The sequence below is a fragment of the Ruegeria sp. E1 genome (genome assembly GCF_056534225.1).
On the sequence record NZ_JBQFPE010000008.1, the window covers coordinates 89,375 to 108,698 of the forward strand.

Here is a 19,324-nt window from a genome sequence, read left to right on the forward strand (position 1 = left end):
GCCGGATAGATGGTCTATGTCAAATGGGTATTCATCATAGTTTTCTGGGGCTTTGTCGCCTCGGTACTGGAATATACATTACCGCAGCAGGACGTGGTGCGGATCGTCAAAACCGAGGTGCGCCGGGTCGATTTCGGTGAGAACTCGATTTTTTGGGCGCAACAAGACACGGGCCAGGAAACTGCACAAACCGTGAATCGCGATGTGCGTTTCGTAGAGACCTTCCGCCCCAACGGCAAACCGCGTGTCTATCGCAACGAAGATACCGGATGGGGCTGGCCACCCTATTTCAAACTCGACAGTTCGAACCTGCAGGCTGAGCTGACCAATCTGGTCTCAACCGCGGATAATCCGCAATGGGTCGTGCTGCGCCATTATGGTTGGCGCAACCAACTGATGTCGATCTTCCCCAACGTCGTATCAGTGCGCCCGGTGGACAGCCCGGATGTTCGGATTATCCCGTGGTTCAATATCATTTTCCTAACCGTCTTCTTCGCGATCGTCTGGGCACTTTGGGTGCGCTGGCGCCGGTTCCGGCAGCGCCGGATTGACCCGATGCTGGAAAGCGTCGAGGATGGGATCTATGCAGCCGGTGATGCAATAGAAGAAAAGCGAGGCCGGTTCCGCCGTTGGCTGGATAGCTGGAAAGCGAAGTAAAGCTGGTCTTTTGGACCTGTCAAAGGAAACGCAATCAAAGCTTGGACAAAGGTTAGCACGGGCGCTTATCTGACGATAAACTCTGCGTGGAGCGCCCCAGCCGCCTTGATCGTTTTCAATATGTCGATCATGTCACGGGGTGACACCCCCAATGCATTCAGTCCTGCAACAACTTCTGACAAGGTTGCCGCTTCGGGAATTTCGGCAAGGCCGGTTCCTTCCTCTTCCTCAATGCCCGCTATTGTTCTTGGAACGACGACTGTTTCGCCGCGTGCAAAGGGGTTTGGCTGTACCGCGATTGGTGCCTCTTCGACCGTCAATGTCAGGTTGCCCTGTGAAACGGCAACACGAGAGATGCGCACATCCTGCCCCATGACAATTGTGCCCGAACGCTGATCGACCACGACGCGCGCCTTTGTTTCCGGTTGAACCAGAATGTTCTCAATACGGCCGATTGCATGGGCGGTGGACACGGCCTGCGTTGCTGCGATGTTCAATTCAACAGTACCAGAATCACGCATCAAGGCGACCGCGCGATTGAACTCGGTATTGATCGCAGCTTCGATGCGGCCCGCCGTAGTGAAGTCAGGTTCGCGCAGGGCAAGTCGCAGCTGGGTTAGTGCCGAAAGCTCGAAATCAATCTCACGCTCGACCCGTGCGCCTGATGGGATAACGCCCGAGGTCGGGACCCCACGCACGACAGATGCTGCCTCGCCCTCGGCCACCGCGCCGCCGGCCAGAACCGTGCCCTGCGCCACAGCATAGATCTGGCCATCGGCTGCGTTGAGCGGGGTCATCACAAGCGTCCCGCCCAGCAGGCCTTTGCTGTCGCCGATGGCGGAAACGGTCACGTCGATCTGACTTCCGACCCGTGAAAATGGCGGTAGACTGGCTGTTACTAGCACCGCAGCGACGTTCTTGGGTCGAAAATCCTCGCCGGTCACGTTGACACCCAAACGTTCAAGGATGTTCGACATGATCTCTTCGGTGAACGGAGAATTTCTTAGCCCATCCCCGGTTCCGTTGAGCCCGACAACCAGCCCGTAGCCCACAAGGTCATTACCGCGCACACCGTCGAAATCCACCAGGTCTTTCAGGCGGATCGCACCAGCGGTTGCCAGTCCTGGCAACAGGATCAAAAGTAGTGCAAGAGTTTTCATCGCAGGAAATTCACAAGAGAAAGGTTCGCATTGCGAACGGTGACGGTGTAGAGGCTTTCCAGTTGAAATTGTACGGCTTTCAACTGTGTTGCCGTATCAGCCGGATCGACGGCGATCAGATTGTTACGGCTGAGCTGTAGACTGGTCCGCGCAGCTGCGTCGCGCGTGGCGGCCTGTTCGACTCGTGCCTCGGCAGCACCCACCCTGGCACGCAGCTTAGTAAGCTCATTGCTGTTGTTGGCCAAATCCGCGCCGATCTGTCTGAACAAGGCGTTTCTGAGATCAGGTTGCAGGTTCAGCGTATTATCCGAAACCAGCGCAGCCACGGCAACATCGCGCAGCGCGGCCCGGAATTCCGGATCGTCGGCCTTTATCGGAAGATTGATCCGTTCATTTTCAGATATCTGCATCGGGGCAAGGCCAGTATCCGATCCGCGATAGATCACGGTCTCGAATCCCGCTGGGTCATTAAACCAGTCCTCGGCGGCCTGTCGTATGTCGCTTGCCGTTGCTAGTCCGGTCAGTTCGGTTCGCAACGCGTTCAGCAGATCGTCAGCTGACGCCAACGGCGACACATCCGTTGCGGTTCCCGAAAACAGGCTGCGCCCACCGGCCCGCGTGTTGAGCGCAGACATCATCGTTTCCAGCTTGTTGCGGGCCAGGTCCGAGGCGTGATCGTGAGTAATGCTCTGGTTTGCCGTGGCAAATGACAAAAGCGAGGTTGATACATCGCTGACCGAGCCATTGACCAGCTTCAGGCTTTGCTGCATCGCGTCCGTGAACAAACGTGTCTCGGACGTGGCGATTCTGAAGGCCTCCAGCCTCTCAAGACTTCGGTCTATATGCAGAAGTTGTGAATAGTCGCCGCCCAGATGGTGCGCAACATCCTGTACACTGCCCGAAGACATTTCCGAGGTCAGGGTATCAAGCCGATTTTTGATCGCGACGCTGCGGGTTTGCAGGGCCATGTTGCGCGCCAGATCCCCGATAGAGTTCATCTTCATCATCACAACCTCAACAGCGATTCCATCAACTCATCCACCACCGAGATGACCCGCGCATTTGCGGCGTAGGTCTGTTGGATTTGCATCAGGCTTTGCAGTTCAGTGTCGGTATCGACACCCTGTTCTGCCTCGATCCTGGCCATTTCGGTTTGCGCAGTCCTGGCAAAGGTTTTGCGTGTTTCGGCGGTATGTGCTTCGGCTCCGGCTTTGGACAGTAGCGCTTCGGCGACCTCGGCGGCGCGCAGATTCCCCGTGCCAAAGACGGTGCCCGCGACGGGGCGCGCAGTTTCCAGTGCTGCGCTGAAGGCCTGCAGTTGCACAGCGTTTCCGGGATCGCCGGGTGCTGCGGCCCCAAGGCCCGTACGCAGCCGCCAACTGTTCCCACCTGCCTCGGGGTCGGCCACCGCATTCAGGCTTATCCGGGATGCAAGGTCCACAGGGGCCGCTGCCGAAAACCGGTTGCCGTTGTCCGTAAACAGGCCCGGATCGGCTGGTCCAGTGGTGGGATCCAAACCGGGTGTTTCGAACCGTTCGATCAGATCGCGCGCAACGGCGTCCAGCTGCACCTGCGCATCAAGCGCCAGCGTGTCGCGAATCTCGAACTGTGCTGCCAGAGCGCCGCCGCGAATCTGGGAGGTCTCGCCATTGATGCGAACGGGATTTCCATTTAGGTCCAGCCCAGACAGCAGGCCGTTCGCCACCGTCATATGCGGTCGCGTTTCACCGGTGGTGGTGAAATTGAACTCGGCCGCCCGCCCCTCCAACAGGATCAGACCCCCGTCGGAATAGATCGAGACGCGGTCGTTTTCCCGGGCGATCACATTCACCGGGATCAGTTCGTTGATCTTGTCGATCAACCTCTGCCGCTGATCCAGAAATGCCCCGACATCGCCACCCGAATTGCGAATGGCAGGGATCCGGGCATTCAGTTCCTCAATGTCCTTTAACGTCTGGTTCAGCGTTGCGACATGCGCCCCGATCTTGCGGTCAGCGTCCGAGCGTATCTGCCGCAGGTTTTCCGACGCGGCGTTCAGACCATCCGACAGCGCGCGTGCGCTGCGGGCGACCTGATCCAGACGCTCGGTCGAATCGGGCAGGCTGGCCGCGGTGATGAGGCTATTTTCAAAGTCGGACAGGCGGGACGAGACAGAGGTGGCTTGTCCGGGCGGACCGACAAAGCGTTCGAACTTTGCATGAAACTCCGACAGGGCAGAGTGATGCGCCAGATCTGCATCCGTTGCGCGCCGGTTGGCGGTCAGGACGGGATCCTGATGGCGCGTGATGCCGACCGTCCGAACGCCATGGCCCGCGATTTGGTTGGTCGCCAGCTCCAGCGACCGACGGGCGTAACCAGGGGTCAGGGCATTGGCGATGTTTCCCGAAACCACGGCTGCCCCGCGACTGGCAGCCGTCAGGCCGCCCAAAGCGTTATTCAAAGCTGTCGACATGTTCATGGGACCGCTCCTTTACTTGACTCAGCGTTTGATATTGGTGGTTTCCTGCAACATCTCATCGACGGTCTGAATGACCTTGGCGCTTGAGGAATAGGCGCGCTGCGTCTGGATCATCGAGGTCAGTTCGGTCGCGACATCGGTGGTCGATTCCTCACGCGCGAAGGATATCAGTGCGCCTGTCGGGCCTTCGCCTGCGTTCCACAAGAAGAAGGTGCCGCTTTCGCGGGATGGGGCATAGGTCTGGCTGTCCAGAGCGGTCAGGCCATTTGGATTGGGTACATCGGCCAGCGGAATCTGGAACATTCGGCGGCTGACCCCGGTGTCGTATTGCGCATAGACATACCCGTTCTCATCCACTTTGACGCTGGTCATCGTGCCCACGGCCGACCCATCGCGCGTGATCGAGACCGGCGCAAACGTGTCCGACAGCTGCGTTATGCCATCGGCGTCACCAATCTGGCCGATATTGATTTCCATCGGCCCTCCGGCGACGTTGACGATAACGCTGCCGGACGTCGGGTCATATGCCCCGCCGGACACCGCTGCGACACTGGCCAAAGTACCTCCGGCGGACCGGCTGTCGGTGAATGTCAGCGTGTATTCCCCGATCACGGTACCGCCGGACGCGGAATCGCGCAGCGTCATCGTCCATTCGTTGCTGGAGCCCGAGGCCGGAACGGTGGGCACCAGTTCGATATCCACGCTCTCGGATTTGCCCAGATTATCGAAATACTCGATCGACAGGGGCTGCGAGTCGCCCGGCGCACCTGCATCCGTTGCGGTGGCAGGCAGGTTCATGCGCAGATTCATTGACGTGGTTGGAGCACCCGACAATTGATTGACGCTCAGCTGGATGGGTTCCAAAGCAGCGGGCGTATCGCGAGGGACACTGGGGATCGAGCCATCCGCCGCTGCGCGCCAGCCCAGCAGTACAAGCCCGGATTCCGTGACCAGATACCCTTCTTCGTTGGTGCGAAACGAGCCGGTCGTCGTCAGCAACATCTCATTCGATGCCGTGCCGATTTGCGAGCTGGGCCGCACCGGCAGCATTCCCCGTCCGCGCACCGCCAGATCGGTCGAGTTGTTCGTGGTGACAAGCGACCCCCGCTGATCATTCAGCCGCTGACTTGTGGTTCTGACCCCGCCCGCGGAATAACTGCCACCCTGGCCAGATGTGACCATCGAATGAAAATCTGTTTCGACCCTTTTGTAGCCAAAGGTCGAAGAGTTCGCGATGTTATCAGATATGGTCGCCAGCTTGTTGGCATTGGCCTTCAGCGCGGCTACACCGGCATTCAGCGAAGAGGAGATCGTCATCGGCACACCCTTCCGTTGCGTCTATCGTTGATGCAACAGGTAACGCGCTGGCCCTTAACAGCGGGCTAACAGATAAAATCTTCGGTTTTAGGGGCGGCGAAGAAAGATGATCTCGATCCGGTTGTTGCGGATGCCCATCGGGTTTTCAATCGCAAGATCGCGATCTGCATGACCGACCACCCGGTCCAGTCGCATCGGTTGAATTCCCTTGTCCTGCAGCAACTGGCGCACCACTTGCGCGCGGGACGTTGACAGGTCCCAAACCGGATTTTTGGCCAAAACCACCGGGGCGGATCGAACATGTCCTTCCACAGCGATCGAGTTGGTCACAAGGTCCGAAGATCGTGCCACCAACAGCACCAGCGCCCTCAGCATTTCGGTTGGTTTCGCCGTGCCGGGCTTAAACAATGGCTGAGATTCGGTATCAAAAAGCTCGACCACCAACCCTTCGTCCGTGACGCGGGTAACGATGTGCTGCAACTGTTTGCTGGACACCATGCTTTCACCGCTGCGTCCCAGAAGGCGGTCCTCAAGGGTCGAGAAATCCTCGTGCACGCCCTTGCTGCCGCCTTTCGCGTCCACACCGGTTGAGCCGCGCGCCTGTTTTGCTTCGGTCGGATTGCGGTTGCTGGCACCAGATCCGTCCATGACCATGGTTTTTTCCGAGAACATGTTGTCGCCACCAAAAGCCCCGTCGCCGCCCCCTGACACCGGATTGACAGGGATCGTTGGCGAGAAGTAATCCGCCAGACCCTTGCGTTGCTTTTCGGTCGTTGCGTTTAGAAGCCACATCAACATGAAGAAGGCCATCATGGCCGTCACAAAGTCCGCATACGCGACCTTCCACGCGCCGCCATGGTGACCATCGCCGCCTGACACACGCTTCTTCTTGATGATGATTGGCGCCGCATTTGATTGCGCACCCATCTCCACCACCTTTTCTATCACCCGACTATCGGGGTAGCAGCGTAGGTCTTAAAGCGGGCTTAACACTTAAAACTGTTCAGAGTTACAGGGCAGGCCTGGGTGCACCTGCGAGGGCGCGACGCAGTATCAAAGACAATCGATTGAAGCTATTCTCGATGCCTTCTGGATCTGCTTTGCCGAAGAAATCGTCTAACTCGGCATGGACTTTCACCGCCTGATCCAGCAGGGGATCGGCCCCTTCGGCATATAGACCAGCCTTGATCATGACCTCGGACTGTTCATAGCTGCCTATCAGCTTCCGGGTTTCCGCGATCAAACGGTTTTCTTCCTCGGTCGCGGCCTCTGGCAGGCTGCGCGACACTGACCGGTTGAGGTCGATGGCTGGAAAACGCCCGCGTTCGGCAATGTCCCGGTTCAGCACAATATGCCCGTCCAGAACGCCCCGCAGGATGTCGGCGACAGGCTCATCCATGTCCGATCCCGCGACCAGAACGCTGAATACGGCCGTGATGTCGCCCTGATCCTGCGTTCCGGGGCCTGCCCGCTCACATAAATTCGCAATTAGTGGTGTCACGGATGGGGGGAACCCGCGTAACGAAGGTGATTCTCCCATTGCAACGGCAATTTCCCGGTGGGCTTCGGCAAAGCGGGTCACCGAATCTGCCAGAAACAGTACGTTCAGACCCTGATCGCGCAGATATTCTGCCGCCGACATGGCCGACCAAGCGCAGCGTCTGCGGGCCAATGCGGATTGATCCGAGGTTGCGGCGATGACAATTGATCGCTTCATCCCGTCAGCGCCCAGAGCCTTTTCGACAAACTCGTTCACTTCGCGCCCGCGTTCGCCGATCAGGGCGACCACCACAGCGTCCGCGTTCATTGATCGCGCAATCGTCGCCAATAGCGTCGACTTGCCAACACCGGACCCGGCGAACAGGCCCACGCGCTGGCCGCGCACAATCGGCAGAACGGTGTTGAGCATCGCCAACCCGGTCGCCATACGCGCGCCCAGGGGTTTTCGGGTTACAGCTGCGGGTGCCGCCTGCATGATATCGCGCGCGTGTGCCCCACCCAACAACGGCTTGCCGTCAAGCGGCTTACCGAAGGGATCCACGACCCGGCCCAGCCAATGCATCCCGGGCGCAAACGCTGCAACGGGCTCAAGAAACACCCGGTCCCCCAGGCAAACCCCATTGGGGGCGGCACCGGGCAACATGTGGATTTGGTCAGCATCGACATGCAGAACTTCGCCCGCAAGATCGGGGCCACTGCGCCGCTGTAGGATCAGATGGTCGCCGATTCGCGCGAGATCGGTCAGGCCCTCAACCTCGATCACGCCTTTCCCAACGCCCGAGACCCGCCCCATGTGCCGCACCGCTGAAAGTCGGTCAAATTCGTACTTTAGAAGCATTGGATCAAGATCGGTCATCGCAGAGTCTCCAACTGGTGTGTCGAAAACGGTTTCTAAAGGAATCGGGGTTAAGCCTTGATTGAAATTGATCGAGGGAGAAGCCCCGATGTTCACTGATTTGAACGTCTTTAAGACAGCGTACGCGATGGCAACCCATGCAGGGCAACGGCAGGCCGTCATCTCGCGCAACATGGCCAACGCGGATACGCCGGGATATCGATCCCGCGATATCGAAGCCTTTCAAACCGCCTTTGAAAACACCAAAGCCGGGATGGCCGCGACGCGCGCAGGCCATCTGAATGGTGATATTTCCGGGGAACAGCCATGGGCTGAGCATGTGATCGATGCGTCCGGTGATCCGAACGGCAACGGTGTATCGCTCGAACAAGAGATGCTGAAAGCGGTCGAGGTCAAGCGCCAACATGATCGCGCCATTGCGATCTATCGCTCGTCCATCGGCATTCTGCGCTCCAGTCTGGGCCGTGCGTAAGGGGTTTCGTGATGAGTGATTTTTCGCATTCCCTCACCGCCTCGGCCAGCGCGTTACGGGCGCAGGCTGCGCGGTTGCGGCATGTTTCCGAGAATATCTCGAACGCCGATACGCCCGGCTATCGCCGCAAGACGGTGCCGTTTGAATCCGTCGAAACGAACGGACAGAACATGGTGCAAGCGGGGCGGGTGAAACTGGACCGCAGCGATCTCAGCCGTATCTATGACCCCGGTCATCCGATGGCAGACAACTCTGGCCATTACCGCGGATCGAACGTCGATCTGATGATCGAGATCGCCGACGCGCGCGAGGCGCAGCGCAGCTATGAGGCCAACCTGAAAATGTTCGACCAGACCCGGCAGATGTCGTCGGCTCTGATGGATTTACTTCGAAAATAAGGACGACCAGAATGGATATCCGATCTTTGACTGCGGCGCAGAACTATACCGGTGCCCGCCCCGCCACGCAGGCCGATCCCGATCATGCTGGGATGGCACAGGGCCTGCGCGCCGGATTTCAGGACTTTGCCGCGACGCTGAAACACAGCGAGCAGATGGCGCAATCGTCGATGGTCGGGCAGGCCGACCCGCACGCGCTGGTACAGGCGCTGGCGCAGACCGAACTGGCTGTCGAAACGGCCGTGATTGTGCGCAACAAGGTGGTCGAAGCCTATCAGGAAATTCTTCGGATGCCGGTCTGACGCGATGCTCAGCGAAGGTCTGTTCTTTGACATTGTCCGTCAGGCGCTGTGGGTCGCGGTCATAACCTCGGTCCCGATTCTTGCGGTTGCGCTGGTGTCTGGCCTTGTGGTCGGCCTGTTTCAGGCGCTGACCTCGGTGCAGGAGATGACGCTGACCTTTGTGCCCAAGCTGATCGCTATTGTCATCGTGTTCTGGATTTCGATGGGTTTCATGACCCAAACGCTGGTGACTTTTTTTACCGGAACCCTTGTTCCACTGATTGCAGGAGGTCGTTGATGGATACCGCCTATGTCACCCTGTCGCGCCAATCTGGTCTGATGAAGGAAATGCGGCTGGTGGCAAACAACATCGCCAACGCAAACACCACCGGATACCGGCAGCAGGGATTGGTATTTTCCGAGTTCGTTCAGGACTTGCCGCAGAATCCTTCCCTGTCCATGAGCCGGGCCGAAGTGCGCAATACGGCGTTGCAGCAAGGTGTCCTGACCGAAACAGGTGGCGGGTTCGATTTCGCCATCGAGGGCGATGGTTTCTTTATGGTCGAAACCCCAAATGGCAACCGTCTGACCCGCGCGGGCAGCTTTGCATCCAATGTGGATGGCGATCTGGTGACGATGGACGGGTATCGCGTGATGGACAGCAATGGCGCGCCGGTTTTTATCCCGCCGGACGCCGCTTCGATTGATGTTGGCGGCGACGGCACCCTGAGTGTCGATGGTCAATTGCTGGGGCAGATCGGCGTGTACCGGGTTGCAAACGCCAGTGATCTGGTCCGCGAAGGCAGCACGCTTTTCAACCCCGGCGGCGATGTCGAACCGGTCGAAAGCCCCGTCGTCCTGCGTCGCTTTCTCGAAGGATCGAATGTCAATGCAATCGAGCAGGTTACGCGGCTGGTTGAAATTCAGCGCGCGTATGAGCTGGGCCAAAGCTTTCTCGAGGCCGAGGACGAACGTGTGCGCGGCGCACTCAAAGCATTGATGCGTTGATTGGAAAACAGGAGATACGAATATGCGGGCATTGAAGATCGCAGCCACAGGAATGACGGCGCAACAGATGCGGGTCGAGACGATCTCGAACAACCTGGCGAACATGAACACTACTGGTTACAACGCCCGCCGCGCTGAGTTTGCTGATCTGCATTATCAGCAGATGGCACGTGCGGGCACCGTGAATGCCTCGGACGGGACGGTGCTGCCGACGGGTATTCAGCTTGGGCTGGGTGTGCGCCCCTCGGCGGTGACGGTTCAGTTGGAGCAAGGCGCGCTGTCGCAAACCGGCAGCAATCTGGATGTCGCGATCGAAGGGCGCGGTTATCTTGAGGTGACGCTGCCCAATGGCCAATCGGCTTATACGCGGGACGGCAGCCTGAAACGATCAGCCGAAGGATTGATCGTGACGTCCGACGGGTTTGCCGTCGCGCCCGAAATCACCATCCCGGACGACGCGCGATCGATTTCGATCAATGCTGAAGGTGAAGTTTATGCCTACTTCGACGATTCTGCTGAAGGTCAGTTGCTGGGTGAATTCACGCTATCCAGCTTTTCCAACGCCAAAGGTTTGGAAGCCGTCGGTAGCAACCTGTTCAAGGAAACCGAAGCCTCTGGTGCGCCCGTGGTCGGCACGCCAGGTCAGGACGGTCTGGGAACATTGCGACAAGGTTACCTTGAGGACAGCTCGGTCGACGCGGTGCGCGAAGTAACGGAACTGATCGAAGCGCAGCGTGGGTATGAGATGAACGCCAAAGTCATCAGCGCCGTTGATCAGATGATGGGCGCAACCACGCAGGTGCGATGATGCGCGTTGTTATCCTGATCCTTGCGATGTTGCCCGCATTGGCGCAGGCCGAGATCGTCGTGCCGACCCGTACGATCCGTGCCAAAGAGGTGATCCGTTCTCAAGACCTGGAACTGAAAGCAGTGGAAAATGTGGGTGCCGCGACCAGTTTTTCGACCCTGATCGGGCAAGAGGCACGGGTCGCGTTGTATCCGGGCCGACCCATCCAGTTGTCGGATGTGGGTCCGCCTGCAGTCGTCGATCGCAACGATCTTGTCACGTTGGTTTTCGGACGGGCTTTTTTGTCGATCACCGCCGAAGGCCGGGCGTTAGGGCGTGGCGCTGTGGGCGAGCGGATTAGGGTCATGAATCTGTCGTCCCGCACAACTGTAACAGGCGTAATCCGGCCAGATGGCCAAGTCGAGGTAGAGTGATGTCGAAACGAATGAAAACGCTTGTTCTTGTTACACTGGCCGTGTCGGCCTGTGGCCGGTTGGATCATCTGGGAAAACCGCCCAGCCTAACGCCGACAAATGAATCACCCGAACATGTGGCCATGCTCTGGCCCGGATTGCCGTTGCACAATCAGCCGCAGCGGACCGTCGATCAGGCATCGCTCTGGAGCGGCGGGCAAAATTCCTTGCTGGGCGATCAACGTGCGATCAAGAAGGGCGACATTCTGACCGTCGTGATCGAACTGGACGAAAAGGCCGAGATTTCGAACGACACCAATCGATCTCGTACCGGAAAAGAGAGTCTGGCTGTGCCCGGCTTTTTCGGCTTTCCGCAGCGCGCCGCCAGAAACTGGCAGGATGGAGCCTCGCTGGATGAGGCGGTGTCGATTGACTCGACCTCGTCAACCAAAGGCAAGGGGGCGGTGAAACGCAAGGAAAAGCTGACGCTTCGGGTGGCCGCGACGGTGGTCGATGTTCTGCCAAATGGCGTCCTGTCGATTTCCGGCACGCAGGAACTACGGGTGAACTTTGAGCTGCGCGAGTTGCTGGTGTCGGGCTATGTGCGCCCCGAGGATATCTCGCGCCAGAACGAGATCACATATGACAAGATCGCGTCCGCGCGCGTGTCTTACGGCGGACGCGGGCAGATCACCGATGTGCAGCAGCCGCGCTATGGGCAGCAGGTCCTTGATACGCTGCTGCCGTTCTGAGGTGATGACGTGATCAAAAAACTCTTTCCGCTTGTCTTTTTGATCGTTGGTCTGGCTGTTGGCGTGGGCGCAGGGCTGGCGCTGGCACCAGCCAAGTCTGATTTGGCCGGGGCCGAGACCGACCAAAGTGACGCCAAGAAACCCAAACCGGACAAGCCGCAAAAGGACGACGCGGCCAAGGCTTACGAGTACCTGAAGCTGACCAAGCAATTTGTGGTTCCCGTGGTTGCGGATGATGAGATCACGGCGTTGGTGACAATGACCCTGAGCCTTGAGGCCAATCCAGGGATCGCCGAGACGTTTTACGACATGGAGCCCAGACTGCGCGACGGGTTCCTGCAAGTCCTGTTTGACCATGCCAACATCGGTGGCTTCGATGGCAGTTTCACCACCTCTGACAATCTTGCCACCCTGCGCCGGTCTCTGCTTGAAGTGGCGCGTAAGGAGCTGGGGCAGGATATCTCACGCGTGTTGATCCTGAGCGTCAACCGGCAGGACACCTGACGATTCTGCGGCGCCGCAACGGGCCTACCCGGTGTGGTGCCGGGTTTTTGACTGCATCTTACGGCTGAGGCTTGCCACCGCCTGCGTACGGCCAAAAGCCAAACGAAGGTTGTCCATTGCCGCAAGTTTCTGCGCCCGCAGCCGTGCCAGTTCCATGTTCAACTGACTCCGTGTGGCAGCTTCCCATCGGTGCCAGAGCATGTCGGTTCCACTCACGCGATACCCGGTCGAACTCGCCGCATCGGTGCTCACCTGAGTGACCTGTGCATCCAGCCGCGCCAACTGCTGCACAATCCGGGCTTCTGCCAATAGAAGCGGTTGAAGGCTTTGATATTTTTTCTGAAAAATGGCCTCACTCACGGTTCTGAGGTCTGACAAATGTGCGTGTTTCATCGAATTTGTCCCTTGGCTCTTTTGCGCATCGCTTCGGCAAAGCGAATGGCGGCCGCGACCGGGCGATAATAGTCCTCGGCGATCTCCTGTCCGATCTCGACGGTGGCGTGCAACGCGCGCGCGGTGGGGGGGTCGGAGTGGATCGGAACATCCGCATCGGTTGCCGCAGAGCGGATCGCGGCGGCGACTTCATCCACCCCCTTGGCAACACAGACCGGAGCCGCCCCCGCCGCCCGCGACCATTTCAGTGCTACGGCGTAGTGGGTCGGATTGACGATCACCACATCGGCTTGTGGAACTTCGGACATCATCTGGTTGGTGGCAATCTCTTGCGCCCGCTGGCGGCGTTGGTGTTTCACATGCGGATCGCCCTCGGCATCCTTAGTTTCATCCTGAATCTCTTTGCGCGACATGCGGTTCTTGCGAATATGTTCTGCGTGTTGCCAGAGATAGTCCACCACGCCGATTGCCAGTGCGATGAAGACCACGATGAACAGGAACCGGATCAGCAGGTTCATCATCAGTGCAATCGATGATTGAGCAGGGGTGGCGCTGGCTGAAAGGATCTCGGCCAGATGCGCATGTAGAAATAAAGCCAGGCAAGTGCCGTAGATTATCAGTTTGACAATACTTTTGGCGAACTCGAAGAGACCACCGCGCCCAAATTTGTTCTTTGCGTTGGAAACAAGCGATATCCGTGAGGATTTCGGCCTGAGCTTGCTGGGTGCAAAGACCAGAGCGCGCTGGGCAATCAGGCTCAGAAATACGGCTGCAGCGGGCAGGACAAACAGGGCGGCAACCGGCAGCAGTGCCGATTTCAACAGACCCGCAACCAGAGCCGTTGCGGGGCCTGACACCAGCAGCGTCGCAAGCCGGTCGGGCTGATCGATCAGAACAACCAGCGTCGTGCCCAGATGGCGAGCCATATGCTGGCCGGCCAGCAGCAAGGCGACCAGCAAGCCGACATAGGCCGCGACCACCGACAGGTCGTTGGACTTTGCAATCTCGCCTTTTTCCCGCGCCTTTTGCAGTTTTTGCGGCGTCGGTTCAAAGGATTTGTCGCTGTCATCATCCTGTCCGCTCATGGAAGGCCGCCGACAGGGTTCGCCATGAATGTGAACAGGGCTTCGGACCAGACCGACAAGATCAGCGGCGCACCTGCAAAAAGCAGAAATAGGCCCGCAAAGGTGATTGCGGGTGCCCCGACAAAGGCCACCATGAGTTGCGGCATGGCCCGATTGATGACGCCCATGGCCAGATTGTAGATCAGAGATGCGATCACAAACGGCATCGCCAGGGCAAATGCCAGCGCAAAACTGCGAGACACCTGCAGGACCCCCCAGTGCGATAGATCCGGGACGGCGGGCACAGTTCCCATTGGGAACAGCACATAGCTGTGGATCACGAATTGTGCTGCATGAACGTGCAGACCCATCAGCGCGGCCAGCGCCAACCCGGCAAGGGTCAGGAAATAGCCCATGGCGGGAACAGGCTCGACCGCGGCCCCGCCCAGAATTTGTGACAAAGATGTTGCCTGCGCTGCAATCGATCCGGCGGTTTGCAGCGCCAGAACAAACAGGCGCAACCCGGTCCCCAACGCCAGACCGGTCAGTACCTCGGTGCCCACGATCATGGTTAAGTTCAACAATCCAGGTGCGGTCTCGGGCTGGGGAACGGCGGACACGGCGATCAGCGCAAAGGCCACGGCGACCCCAAGTTTGACCCGCACCGGAATGCTGCGCTCTCCAAATGCGGGCAAAAGGGACACCAATGCGCTGACCCGTAAAAAGACTGCGAACAGGTGCCACAGTCCGCCACCGATCACTGGCAAAAGGTCTGGTGGTAGGGCAATCACGCCGGGACGGTTCCGACCAACGCAGGCCGCGCGTCCAGCCCAATTTCCTCGAAGGAAAGAACCGGGTTGGTTATGCCCCGGGCCTGCATGATCGTTCGCAGCAAACGGCGGCGGCGAGTCGAGGTCACGACGGCGGGAAACAGCCCGTGTTCGGTGGATTGCGACACCGTTTCGGTCACACCATCGGCCAACTTGTTGAACAGGTTCGGTGGCAGCGCCACGTCGGCCCCGGCATTGGGGGTATCGATTTGATAGGTTGAGAACGTATCCTCCCACTCTGGCGCAAGCTGGATCAGTGGGATCGATCCATCCTCGCGTTTCATGTCGGCGATCAGCTGAAAGCCAAGCTGCTGGCGGACGAGTTCACAAATGCTTTCGGGTTGCGTTGTGGTCAGGCGCGCCTCGGCGATGCTTTCAAGGATCAGGGCCATGTTTCGGATGGACACCCGTTCCTCCAGTAACAAGCGCAGAACCGCGTGCAGCGTGTCCATCGGAACCTTGTCGGGAATCAATTCGTCCAGCAGCTTGCGATTGGCCTCGGCCCGGACCGGATCGCTGAGGCGGGTCATTTCCGACAGCAGCCGTCGCAGAGATTTCAACGTCAGCAGGCGCGGGAAATTCTGTTTGATGATCTCAAGCAGGTGGGTGGCAAGGATTTCCGGCGGCGTGACGATTGTTGCTCCGTTCAGCGCGGCGGTTTCCTGATCCTTGGGCAGAATCCACCGCGCTGGGGCTCCATAGACCGGTTCGGTCACATCGGTGCCATCGGGCAGCAGATCCGCGCCGTCCTGCACCAGAGCCAGCACCAACTCTGAATTCAGAACTCCGCGCGCTTGTTCAACCCCGTGGACCTTGATCACATAGGTACCAATGGGCAGATCGGACCGGTCCGTCAGACGTATCTCGGGCAGGATCAGACCAAAGCTGGACGCCACATAAGTCCGCATATTGGCGATACGCGCATCCAGTCCAGTGCCGGGGTTCAGCACCATGCTGACCAGATCGGGGGCGAACTCCAGATGCAGATCGTCAAGGTCCAGAATGTCGCCGATGGCTTGCGAAACCGGGGCCTCGGCCTCGGGGGCTTGCGCCGTGTCCGGTTCGGTTTTCTGCGTCTGAAACATGGCATAGGCCGCGTAACCCAAAACGCCAGCGCCCAGAATGAAGGGCAAAAATGGTAGCCCGGGCACCAAGGCAAACAGGACCATCAGCACGGCAACCGTTCCCAACGCTGCCGGATGCCGCCCCAGTTGCGAGAAAATCGCGCTGTCGGTCGCGCCCTGTGTGCCTCCGCGTGCCAGCAACAGCGCTGACGCGATCGAGATGATCACCGCCGGGATTTGCGACACCAGCCCATCGCCCACGGTCAGGATTGCATAGGTTTCAAAGGCAGACCCGACCGGCATACCATGCACGATCACACCCATGACCAGCCCCATCACGAGGTTCAGCAAGGTAATCAGCAGACCGGCAACCGCGTCGCCCTTGACGAATTTCGACGCACCGTCGAGTGAGCCGAAAAACGTCGTTTCCTGCTGCTCAAGCTCGCGCCGTTCTTTCGCCTGCTGGTGGTCGATGGCCCCGGCTGACATGTCGCTGTCGATGGCCAACTGTTTGCCGGGCATTCCGTCCAGCGCAAAGCGCGCACCGACTTCGGCCATGCGGGCGGCACCTTTGGTGATGACCATGAAGTTCACGATCAGCAGGACGCCGAACACCACAAGCCCCAGAAAGATGCTACCGCCCATGACGAACTGGGCAAAGCCTTCGATGACATCTCCGGCAGCGTTGGTGCCCGTGTGCCCCTGACCGATGATCAGCTTGGTCGAGGACACGTTCAGCGACAGCCGTAACATCAGCGAGGCCAGCAGGATCGTCGGAAAGGACGAGAAATCCAGTGGCCGTTCGATAAACAGGGTCAGGGTAAAAATCAGGATCGCCAGCGCGAATGAGGCCGCCAGACCTACGTCCAACACCCATGCAGGCATCGGCAGGATCATCATCACGATGACGGTCATCAACGCCAGCGCCAGCAGAACGGTCGGCGAAAACAGGGTGCGAATGTCGATCCGGGGCAAAGGCTGTATCCTAGTTGAAGGCGATAAAGGCTTGTGCAGAACCCGAGGCCGGCACCAGTGATCCCAGCAGGCCACGCCGCGTCCGGTCCTGCGCCAACGGAATCAGCGGGCTCGCTAACCCGGCAAAGGGATCGGTCGAATGCGATGGGTGCGCACCATCCAACGCTGCCAGAGCCGCCTGAAACCGGCGCCGATACGCTTGCGCCAGATCTGGCGTGCGCGAGTGATAGGCCCCTGCGGCGGCGGGCCATGATCCAAGTTCAGCATAAAGCTCGCTCAGGAAACGGGCCGCATAGCGGGCGTTTTCGTCCGCGTCGAACATCGCGTCGATGGACCGGAACGCCTTGCCGTGCCAGCGATAGTTGATCTGAAAACACCCGATGTCGAAACTGCGCTTGCCAGCTTTAAATATCTCAAAGACATAAGCCTTGGCTTCATGTTCGGACGTGAACCAGTAACCTTGTCCTTCGACATTGATGGCCCATGGCCAGGGCTGCAGCTGCCCGTCGCGAGACCGCCCGGTTTCAACGCGGGTGATCGCCTTGAGCACATCCAGCGGAACGCCTTCTGCGCGCGCGGCGCGTTCCGCAGCCTGATCACAGGTGGACGCAGCCACCGCAGTAGCAGCGACGAAATACAAAAGCAGCGCAATCAGGGGTTTGGGCATTCTGCCGGTCCGGGAAGTGATTCAGTCCCGTCAAACTAGCCGTCATTCGGTTTACAGAGCGTTATCGCCTGTTCAGTTCCGATCGATCCGGCGACCGAAGACGACGCTGGTATTGGTTCTCAGCACGCCGGGGATTTTCGCCAGTTCGTCCACCAGAATATCCAGATCCTCGATCCGAGGCGCTTCGGCTGACAGCAGCAGGTCAAAATCTCCATTGATCGACAGGCACAGCTTGACCTCGGGATATGCCTCAAGCCGGTTGATGATGCGGCGGGTTTCCTTCTGCTGAACCTCCAGCAGGACAATGACCTGAACCTTGGGAGTATCTTCCGCCTCGCGCAGGATGACCGAATAGCCCGCGATAACACCGCGTTCCTGCATTCGGTTGATACGCTCATGCACCGTCGTGCGAGCCACGCCGAGCTTCGCGGCGATATGCGTGGTGGAATCCCGGGCATTGTGTTGCAGGGCGGCGATGATGCGGCGGTCAAGCTGATCCATGGTCATTTCGGTTTAGTGCAGAAGATTGCCCTTGCTCAAGGCTTGTCAGGTTGCGTTTGCGCTGTTTTCGGATGTTCTGGCCGCCAGAGCAGCGGCGCAAGACACAGACCGATGAGCGAGGCTATAGACATGCAGGTCAGTGCAACCGCGACGCCAAACGCCGTCATCAGCCATCCGGCCAGCGGATACAGCACCAGCCAGCAGGCATGTGACAGGGTGAACTGGGCCGCGAAAAGCGCCGGACGATCCTCGGGCGGGGCCGAGCGGGTCAAAAGCCGCCCCGATGGGGTCAGGGTGGCCGAATAGCCAAAGCCGATACAGGCCCATAGCAGCGTGAGCAGACCGAGTGACAGCGGCCCAGCACCCGAAAACAGCGCCGCCACGGCCATGGTGCTGGTGGATATCCCCGCTCCGGTCAGCATGACGTTCCGCTCGGGAAATCTGTCCAGCAGACGCGGCAGCACAAAGGCAGCCAGCATCGATCCGCCGCCGAACCCGGCCAATGCGATGGCAACGGCGCTTTCCGGTAGGCCAAGGTTCGAACGCACGATGACCACGGTGTTGACGATAACCATCGCGCTAAGCGCCGCCGCAGCCCAGCTAAGCGCCAGCAAACCACGCAGGCGCTCTGTCCTCAGATACATGCGGATACCGCGGGTCGTTCGGTTATAGATGCCGCGCCTTTTTGTCGGTTTGGGTGAGGGCAGGGCAACCGACAGAACCAGCAGGGCCGAGGCAACAAAGCCAAGGCTGGTGCCCCAGAACAGGCTGTCGAAACTCACCACCATCAGCAGCACTGCCGCCAGCATCGGGCTGAGCAGGCTTTCCAGATCATAGGCCAGCCGCGACAGGGACAGCGCGTTTGTGTAGTCTTTTTCGTCGGGCAGCACGTCCGGGATCGTTGCCTGAAACGCAGGCGTAAATCCGGCCGAGGCTGATTGCAGCACAAAGATCAGAACATAGACCTGCCAGACCTCAGAGACAAAGGGCAAACCTATGGCAACGGCAGCCCGCACCAGATCCAGCGCAACCAGCATCCTGCGCCGGTCCACCTGTTCGGCAAAGGCCGCCGCCAGCGGTGCGACGACTACATAGGCCAACATCTTGATCGTCAGCGCAGTGCCCAGAACCAGCCCGGCCTGATCGCCCGCCAGATCATAGGCAAGCAGACCCAGCGCAATGGTGGCCAGCCCGGTCCCCGTCAGGGCAACAAGCTGTGCCCCGAACAGGTGGCGGTAAGTCCGGTTGTGAAGAACGCCCAGCATCG

The 19,324-nt window shown here is 59.1% G+C and carries 23 protein-coding genes; 10 read left to right on the top strand and 13 right to left on the bottom strand.

Annotated features, from left to right (window positions below):
- Nucleotides 1-9: 9 nt before the first annotated feature.
- Entirely contained in the window at nt 10-657 is a 648-nt protein-coding gene (locus tag ACR0FG_RS11835; RefSeq protein ID WP_480893179.1) for a DUF1523 family protein, read from the top strand.
- A 65-nt stretch (nt 658-722) separates the two neighbouring features.
- Here ACR0FG_RS11835 and ACR0FG_RS11840 read toward each other — a convergent pair whose 3' ends face one another.
- The 6 genes from ACR0FG_RS11840 to ACR0FG_RS11865 all read right to left on the bottom strand — a co-directional run bounded on the left by ACR0FG_RS11840 (nt 723) and on the right by ACR0FG_RS11865 (nt 7,948).
- Entirely contained in the window at nt 723-1,817 is a 1,095-nt protein-coding gene (locus ACR0FG_RS11840) for a flagellar basal body P-ring protein FlgI (protein ID WP_480893180.1), read from the bottom strand.
- Nucleotides 1,814-2,824 (bottom strand): flagellin, encoded by a 1,011-nt coding sequence (locus tag ACR0FG_RS11845; RefSeq protein WP_480893182.1) that lies wholly within the window; start codon nt 2,822-2,824, stop codon nt 1,814-1,816. Before ACR0FG_RS11845 ends, ACR0FG_RS11840 begins: the two co-directional genes overlap by 4 nt.
- Nucleotides 2,824-4,275 carry a flagellar hook-associated protein FlgK gene (gene flgK, locus ACR0FG_RS11850; protein ID WP_480893183.1) on the bottom strand — a complete coding sequence of 484 codons (1,452 nt, stop codon included), beginning with the start codon at nt 4,273-4,275 and terminating at the stop codon, nt 2,824-2,826. Before flgK ends, ACR0FG_RS11845 begins: the two co-directional genes overlap by 1 nt.
- A 21-nt stretch (nt 4,276-4,296) precedes the next feature.
- Nucleotides 4,297-5,592 (bottom strand): flagellar hook protein FlgE, encoded by a 1,296-nt coding sequence (locus ACR0FG_RS11855; RefSeq protein WP_480893185.1) that lies wholly within the window; start codon nt 5,590-5,592, stop codon nt 4,297-4,299.
- A gap of 87 nt (nt 5,593-5,679) precedes the next feature.
- Nucleotides 5,680-6,519 (bottom strand): flagellar motor protein MotB, encoded by an 840-nt coding sequence (locus ACR0FG_RS11860; protein WP_480893187.1) that lies wholly within the window; start codon nt 6,517-6,519, stop codon nt 5,680-5,682.
- Between the two features lie 82 nt (nt 6,520-6,601).
- A complete protein-coding gene (locus ACR0FG_RS11865; RefSeq protein ID WP_480893189.1) occupies nt 6,602-7,948 on the bottom strand; it encodes a FliI/YscN family ATPase in 1,347 nt (448 codons plus the stop codon).
- Between the two features lie 88 nt (nt 7,949-8,036).
- Between ACR0FG_RS11865 and ACR0FG_RS11870 the strand changes: the two genes are divergently transcribed.
- The 9 genes from ACR0FG_RS11870 to ACR0FG_RS11910 are packed head-to-tail and all read left to right on the top strand — an operon-like array spanning nt 8,037 to nt 12,563.
- Nucleotides 8,037-8,420 (top strand): FlgB family protein, encoded by a 384-nt coding sequence (locus ACR0FG_RS11870; RefSeq protein ID WP_480893191.1) that lies wholly within the window; start codon nt 8,037-8,039, stop codon nt 8,418-8,420.
- A gap of 11 nt (nt 8,421-8,431) precedes the next feature.
- Nucleotides 8,432-8,818, top strand: a complete 387-nt coding sequence (flgC, locus tag ACR0FG_RS11875; protein WP_170711049.1) for a flagellar basal body rod protein FlgC — start codon at nt 8,432-8,434, stop codon at nt 8,816-8,818.
- 11 nt (nt 8,819-8,829) lie between these two features.
- A complete protein-coding gene (gene fliE / locus ACR0FG_RS11880; protein WP_480893193.1) occupies nt 8,830-9,120 on the top strand; it encodes a flagellar hook-basal body complex protein FliE in 291 nt (96 codons plus the stop codon).
- Nucleotides 9,121-9,124: 4 nt separating this feature from the next.
- Nucleotides 9,125-9,397 carry a flagellar biosynthetic protein FliQ gene (locus ACR0FG_RS11885; RefSeq protein WP_170711047.1) on the top strand — a complete coding sequence of 91 codons (273 nt, stop codon included), beginning with the start codon at nt 9,125-9,127 and terminating at the stop codon, nt 9,395-9,397.
- Nucleotides 9,397-10,107 (top strand): flagellar hook-basal body complex protein, encoded by a 711-nt coding sequence (locus ACR0FG_RS11890; protein WP_480893195.1) that lies wholly within the window; start codon nt 9,397-9,399, stop codon nt 10,105-10,107. Before ACR0FG_RS11885 ends, ACR0FG_RS11890 begins: the two co-directional genes overlap by 1 nt.
- Nucleotides 10,108-10,129: 22 nt before the next feature.
- Nucleotides 10,130-10,915, top strand: a complete 786-nt coding sequence (gene flgG / locus ACR0FG_RS11895; RefSeq protein WP_480893197.1) for a flagellar basal-body rod protein FlgG — start codon at nt 10,130-10,132, stop codon at nt 10,913-10,915.
- Complete coding sequence (gene flgA / locus ACR0FG_RS11900) at nt 10,912-11,328, top strand: flagellar basal body P-ring formation chaperone FlgA (RefSeq protein ID WP_480893199.1); 417 nt, start codon at nt 10,912-10,914, stop codon at nt 11,326-11,328. Before flgG ends, flgA begins: the two co-directional genes overlap by 4 nt.
- Nucleotides 11,329-11,339: 11 nt before the next feature.
- Entirely contained in the window at nt 11,340-12,059 is a 720-nt protein-coding gene (gene flgH, locus ACR0FG_RS11905) for a flagellar basal body L-ring protein FlgH (RefSeq protein ID WP_480893201.1), read from the top strand.
- Nucleotides 12,060-12,068: 9 nt separating this feature from the next.
- Nucleotides 12,069-12,563 carry a flagellar basal body-associated protein FliL gene (locus tag ACR0FG_RS11910; protein WP_480893202.1) on the top strand — a complete coding sequence of 165 codons (495 nt, stop codon included), beginning with the start codon at nt 12,069-12,071 and terminating at the stop codon, nt 12,561-12,563.
- A 24-nt stretch (nt 12,564-12,587) separates the two neighbouring features.
- On the opposite strand, the gene ACR0FG_RS11915 is transcribed toward ACR0FG_RS11910, so the two are convergent.
- The 7 genes from ACR0FG_RS11915 to ACR0FG_RS11945 form a co-directional block, all read right to left on the bottom strand.
- The gene (locus tag ACR0FG_RS11915; RefSeq protein WP_480893204.1) at nt 12,588-12,956 is read right to left on the bottom strand and encodes a hypothetical protein; all 369 of its coding nucleotides are present in this window, start codon (nt 12,954-12,956) and stop codon (nt 12,588-12,590) included.
- Complete coding sequence (gene flhB, locus ACR0FG_RS11920; RefSeq protein ID WP_480893206.1) at nt 12,953-14,041, bottom strand: flagellar type III secretion system protein FlhB; 1,089 nt, start codon at nt 14,039-14,041, stop codon at nt 12,953-12,955. Before flhB ends, ACR0FG_RS11915 begins: the two co-directional genes overlap by 4 nt.
- Nucleotides 14,038-14,811 carry a flagellar biosynthetic protein FliR gene (locus ACR0FG_RS11925; RefSeq protein WP_480893208.1) on the bottom strand — a complete coding sequence of 258 codons (774 nt, stop codon included), beginning with the start codon at nt 14,809-14,811 and terminating at the stop codon, nt 14,038-14,040. The genes flhB and ACR0FG_RS11925 overlap by 4 nt, the downstream gene beginning before the upstream one ends.
- A complete protein-coding gene (flhA, locus tag ACR0FG_RS11930; RefSeq protein WP_480893210.1) occupies nt 14,808-16,889 on the bottom strand; it encodes a flagellar biosynthesis protein FlhA in 2,082 nt (693 codons plus the stop codon). Before flhA ends, ACR0FG_RS11925 begins: the two co-directional genes overlap by 4 nt.
- A gap of 10 nt (nt 16,890-16,899) precedes the next feature.
- Complete coding sequence (locus ACR0FG_RS11935; RefSeq protein WP_480893212.1) at nt 16,900-17,556, bottom strand: lytic transglycosylase domain-containing protein; 657 nt, start codon at nt 17,554-17,556, stop codon at nt 16,900-16,902.
- A gap of 72 nt (nt 17,557-17,628) precedes the next feature.
- Complete coding sequence (locus ACR0FG_RS11940) at nt 17,629-18,057, bottom strand: Lrp/AsnC family transcriptional regulator (RefSeq protein ID WP_480893214.1); 429 nt, start codon at nt 18,055-18,057, stop codon at nt 17,629-17,631.
- Between the two features lie 35 nt (nt 18,058-18,092).
- A complete protein-coding gene (locus ACR0FG_RS11945) occupies nt 18,093-19,322 on the bottom strand; it encodes an MFS transporter (RefSeq protein ID WP_480893216.1) in 1,230 nt (409 codons plus the stop codon).
- Nucleotides 19,323-19,324 lie beyond the last annotated feature (2 nt).

Bases quoted from the DNA above. Each gene is read 5' to 3' on its own strand.
- ACR0FG_RS11835 (WP_480893179.1), top strand. From the start codon at position 10: ATGGTCTATGTCAAATGGGTATTCATCATAGTTTTCTGGGGCTTTGTC.
- ACR0FG_RS11840 (WP_480893180.1), bottom strand. From the start codon at position 1,817: ATGAAAACTCTTGCACTACTTTTGATCCTGTTGCCAGGACTGGCAACC.
- ACR0FG_RS11845 (WP_480893182.1), bottom strand. From the start codon at position 2,824: ATGATGAAGATGAACTCTATCGGGGATCTGGCGCGCAACATGGCCCTG.
- flgK (WP_480893183.1), bottom strand. From the start codon at position 4,275: ATGAACATGTCGACAGCTTTGAATAACGCTTTGGGCGGCCTGACGGCT.
- ACR0FG_RS11855 (WP_480893185.1), bottom strand. From the start codon at position 5,592: ATGACGATCTCCTCTTCGCTGAATGCCGGTGTAGCCGCGCTGAAGGCC.
- ACR0FG_RS11860 (WP_480893187.1), bottom strand. From the start codon at position 6,519: ATGGGTGCGCAATCAAATGCGGCGCCAATCATCATCAAGAAGAAGCGT.
- ACR0FG_RS11865 (WP_480893189.1), bottom strand. From the start codon at position 7,948: ATGACCGATCTTGATCCAATGCTTCTAAAGTACGAATTTGACCGACTT.
- ACR0FG_RS11870 (WP_480893191.1), top strand. From the start codon at position 8,037: ATGTTCACTGATTTGAACGTCTTTAAGACAGCGTACGCGATGGCAACC.
- flgC (WP_170711049.1), top strand. From the start codon at position 8,432: ATGAGTGATTTTTCGCATTCCCTCACCGCCTCGGCCAGCGCGTTACGG.
- fliE (WP_480893193.1), top strand. From the start codon at position 8,830: ATGGATATCCGATCTTTGACTGCGGCGCAGAACTATACCGGTGCCCGC.
- ACR0FG_RS11885 (WP_170711047.1), top strand. From the start codon at position 9,125: ATGCTCAGCGAAGGTCTGTTCTTTGACATTGTCCGTCAGGCGCTGTGG.
- ACR0FG_RS11890 (WP_480893195.1), top strand. From the start codon at position 9,397: ATGGATACCGCCTATGTCACCCTGTCGCGCCAATCTGGTCTGATGAAG.
- flgG (WP_480893197.1), top strand. From the start codon at position 10,130: ATGCGGGCATTGAAGATCGCAGCCACAGGAATGACGGCGCAACAGATG.
- flgA (WP_480893199.1), top strand. From the start codon at position 10,912: ATGATGCGCGTTGTTATCCTGATCCTTGCGATGTTGCCCGCATTGGCG.
- flgH (WP_480893201.1), top strand. From the start codon at position 11,340: ATGAAAACGCTTGTTCTTGTTACACTGGCCGTGTCGGCCTGTGGCCGG.
- ACR0FG_RS11915 (WP_480893204.1), bottom strand. From the start codon at position 12,956: ATGAAACACGCACATTTGTCAGACCTCAGAACCGTGAGTGAGGCCATT.
- flhB (WP_480893206.1), bottom strand. From the start codon at position 14,041: ATGAGCGGACAGGATGATGACAGCGACAAATCCTTTGAACCGACGCCG.
- ACR0FG_RS11935 (WP_480893212.1), bottom strand. From the start codon at position 17,556: ATGCCCAAACCCCTGATTGCGCTGCTTTTGTATTTCGTCGCTGCTACT.
- ACR0FG_RS11940 (WP_480893214.1), bottom strand. From the start codon at position 18,057: ATGGATCAGCTTGACCGCCGCATCATCGCCGCCCTGCAACACAATGCC.
- ACR0FG_RS11945 (WP_480893216.1), bottom strand. From the start codon at position 19,322: ATGCTGGGCGTTCTTCACAACCGGACTTACCGCCACCTGTTCGGGGCA.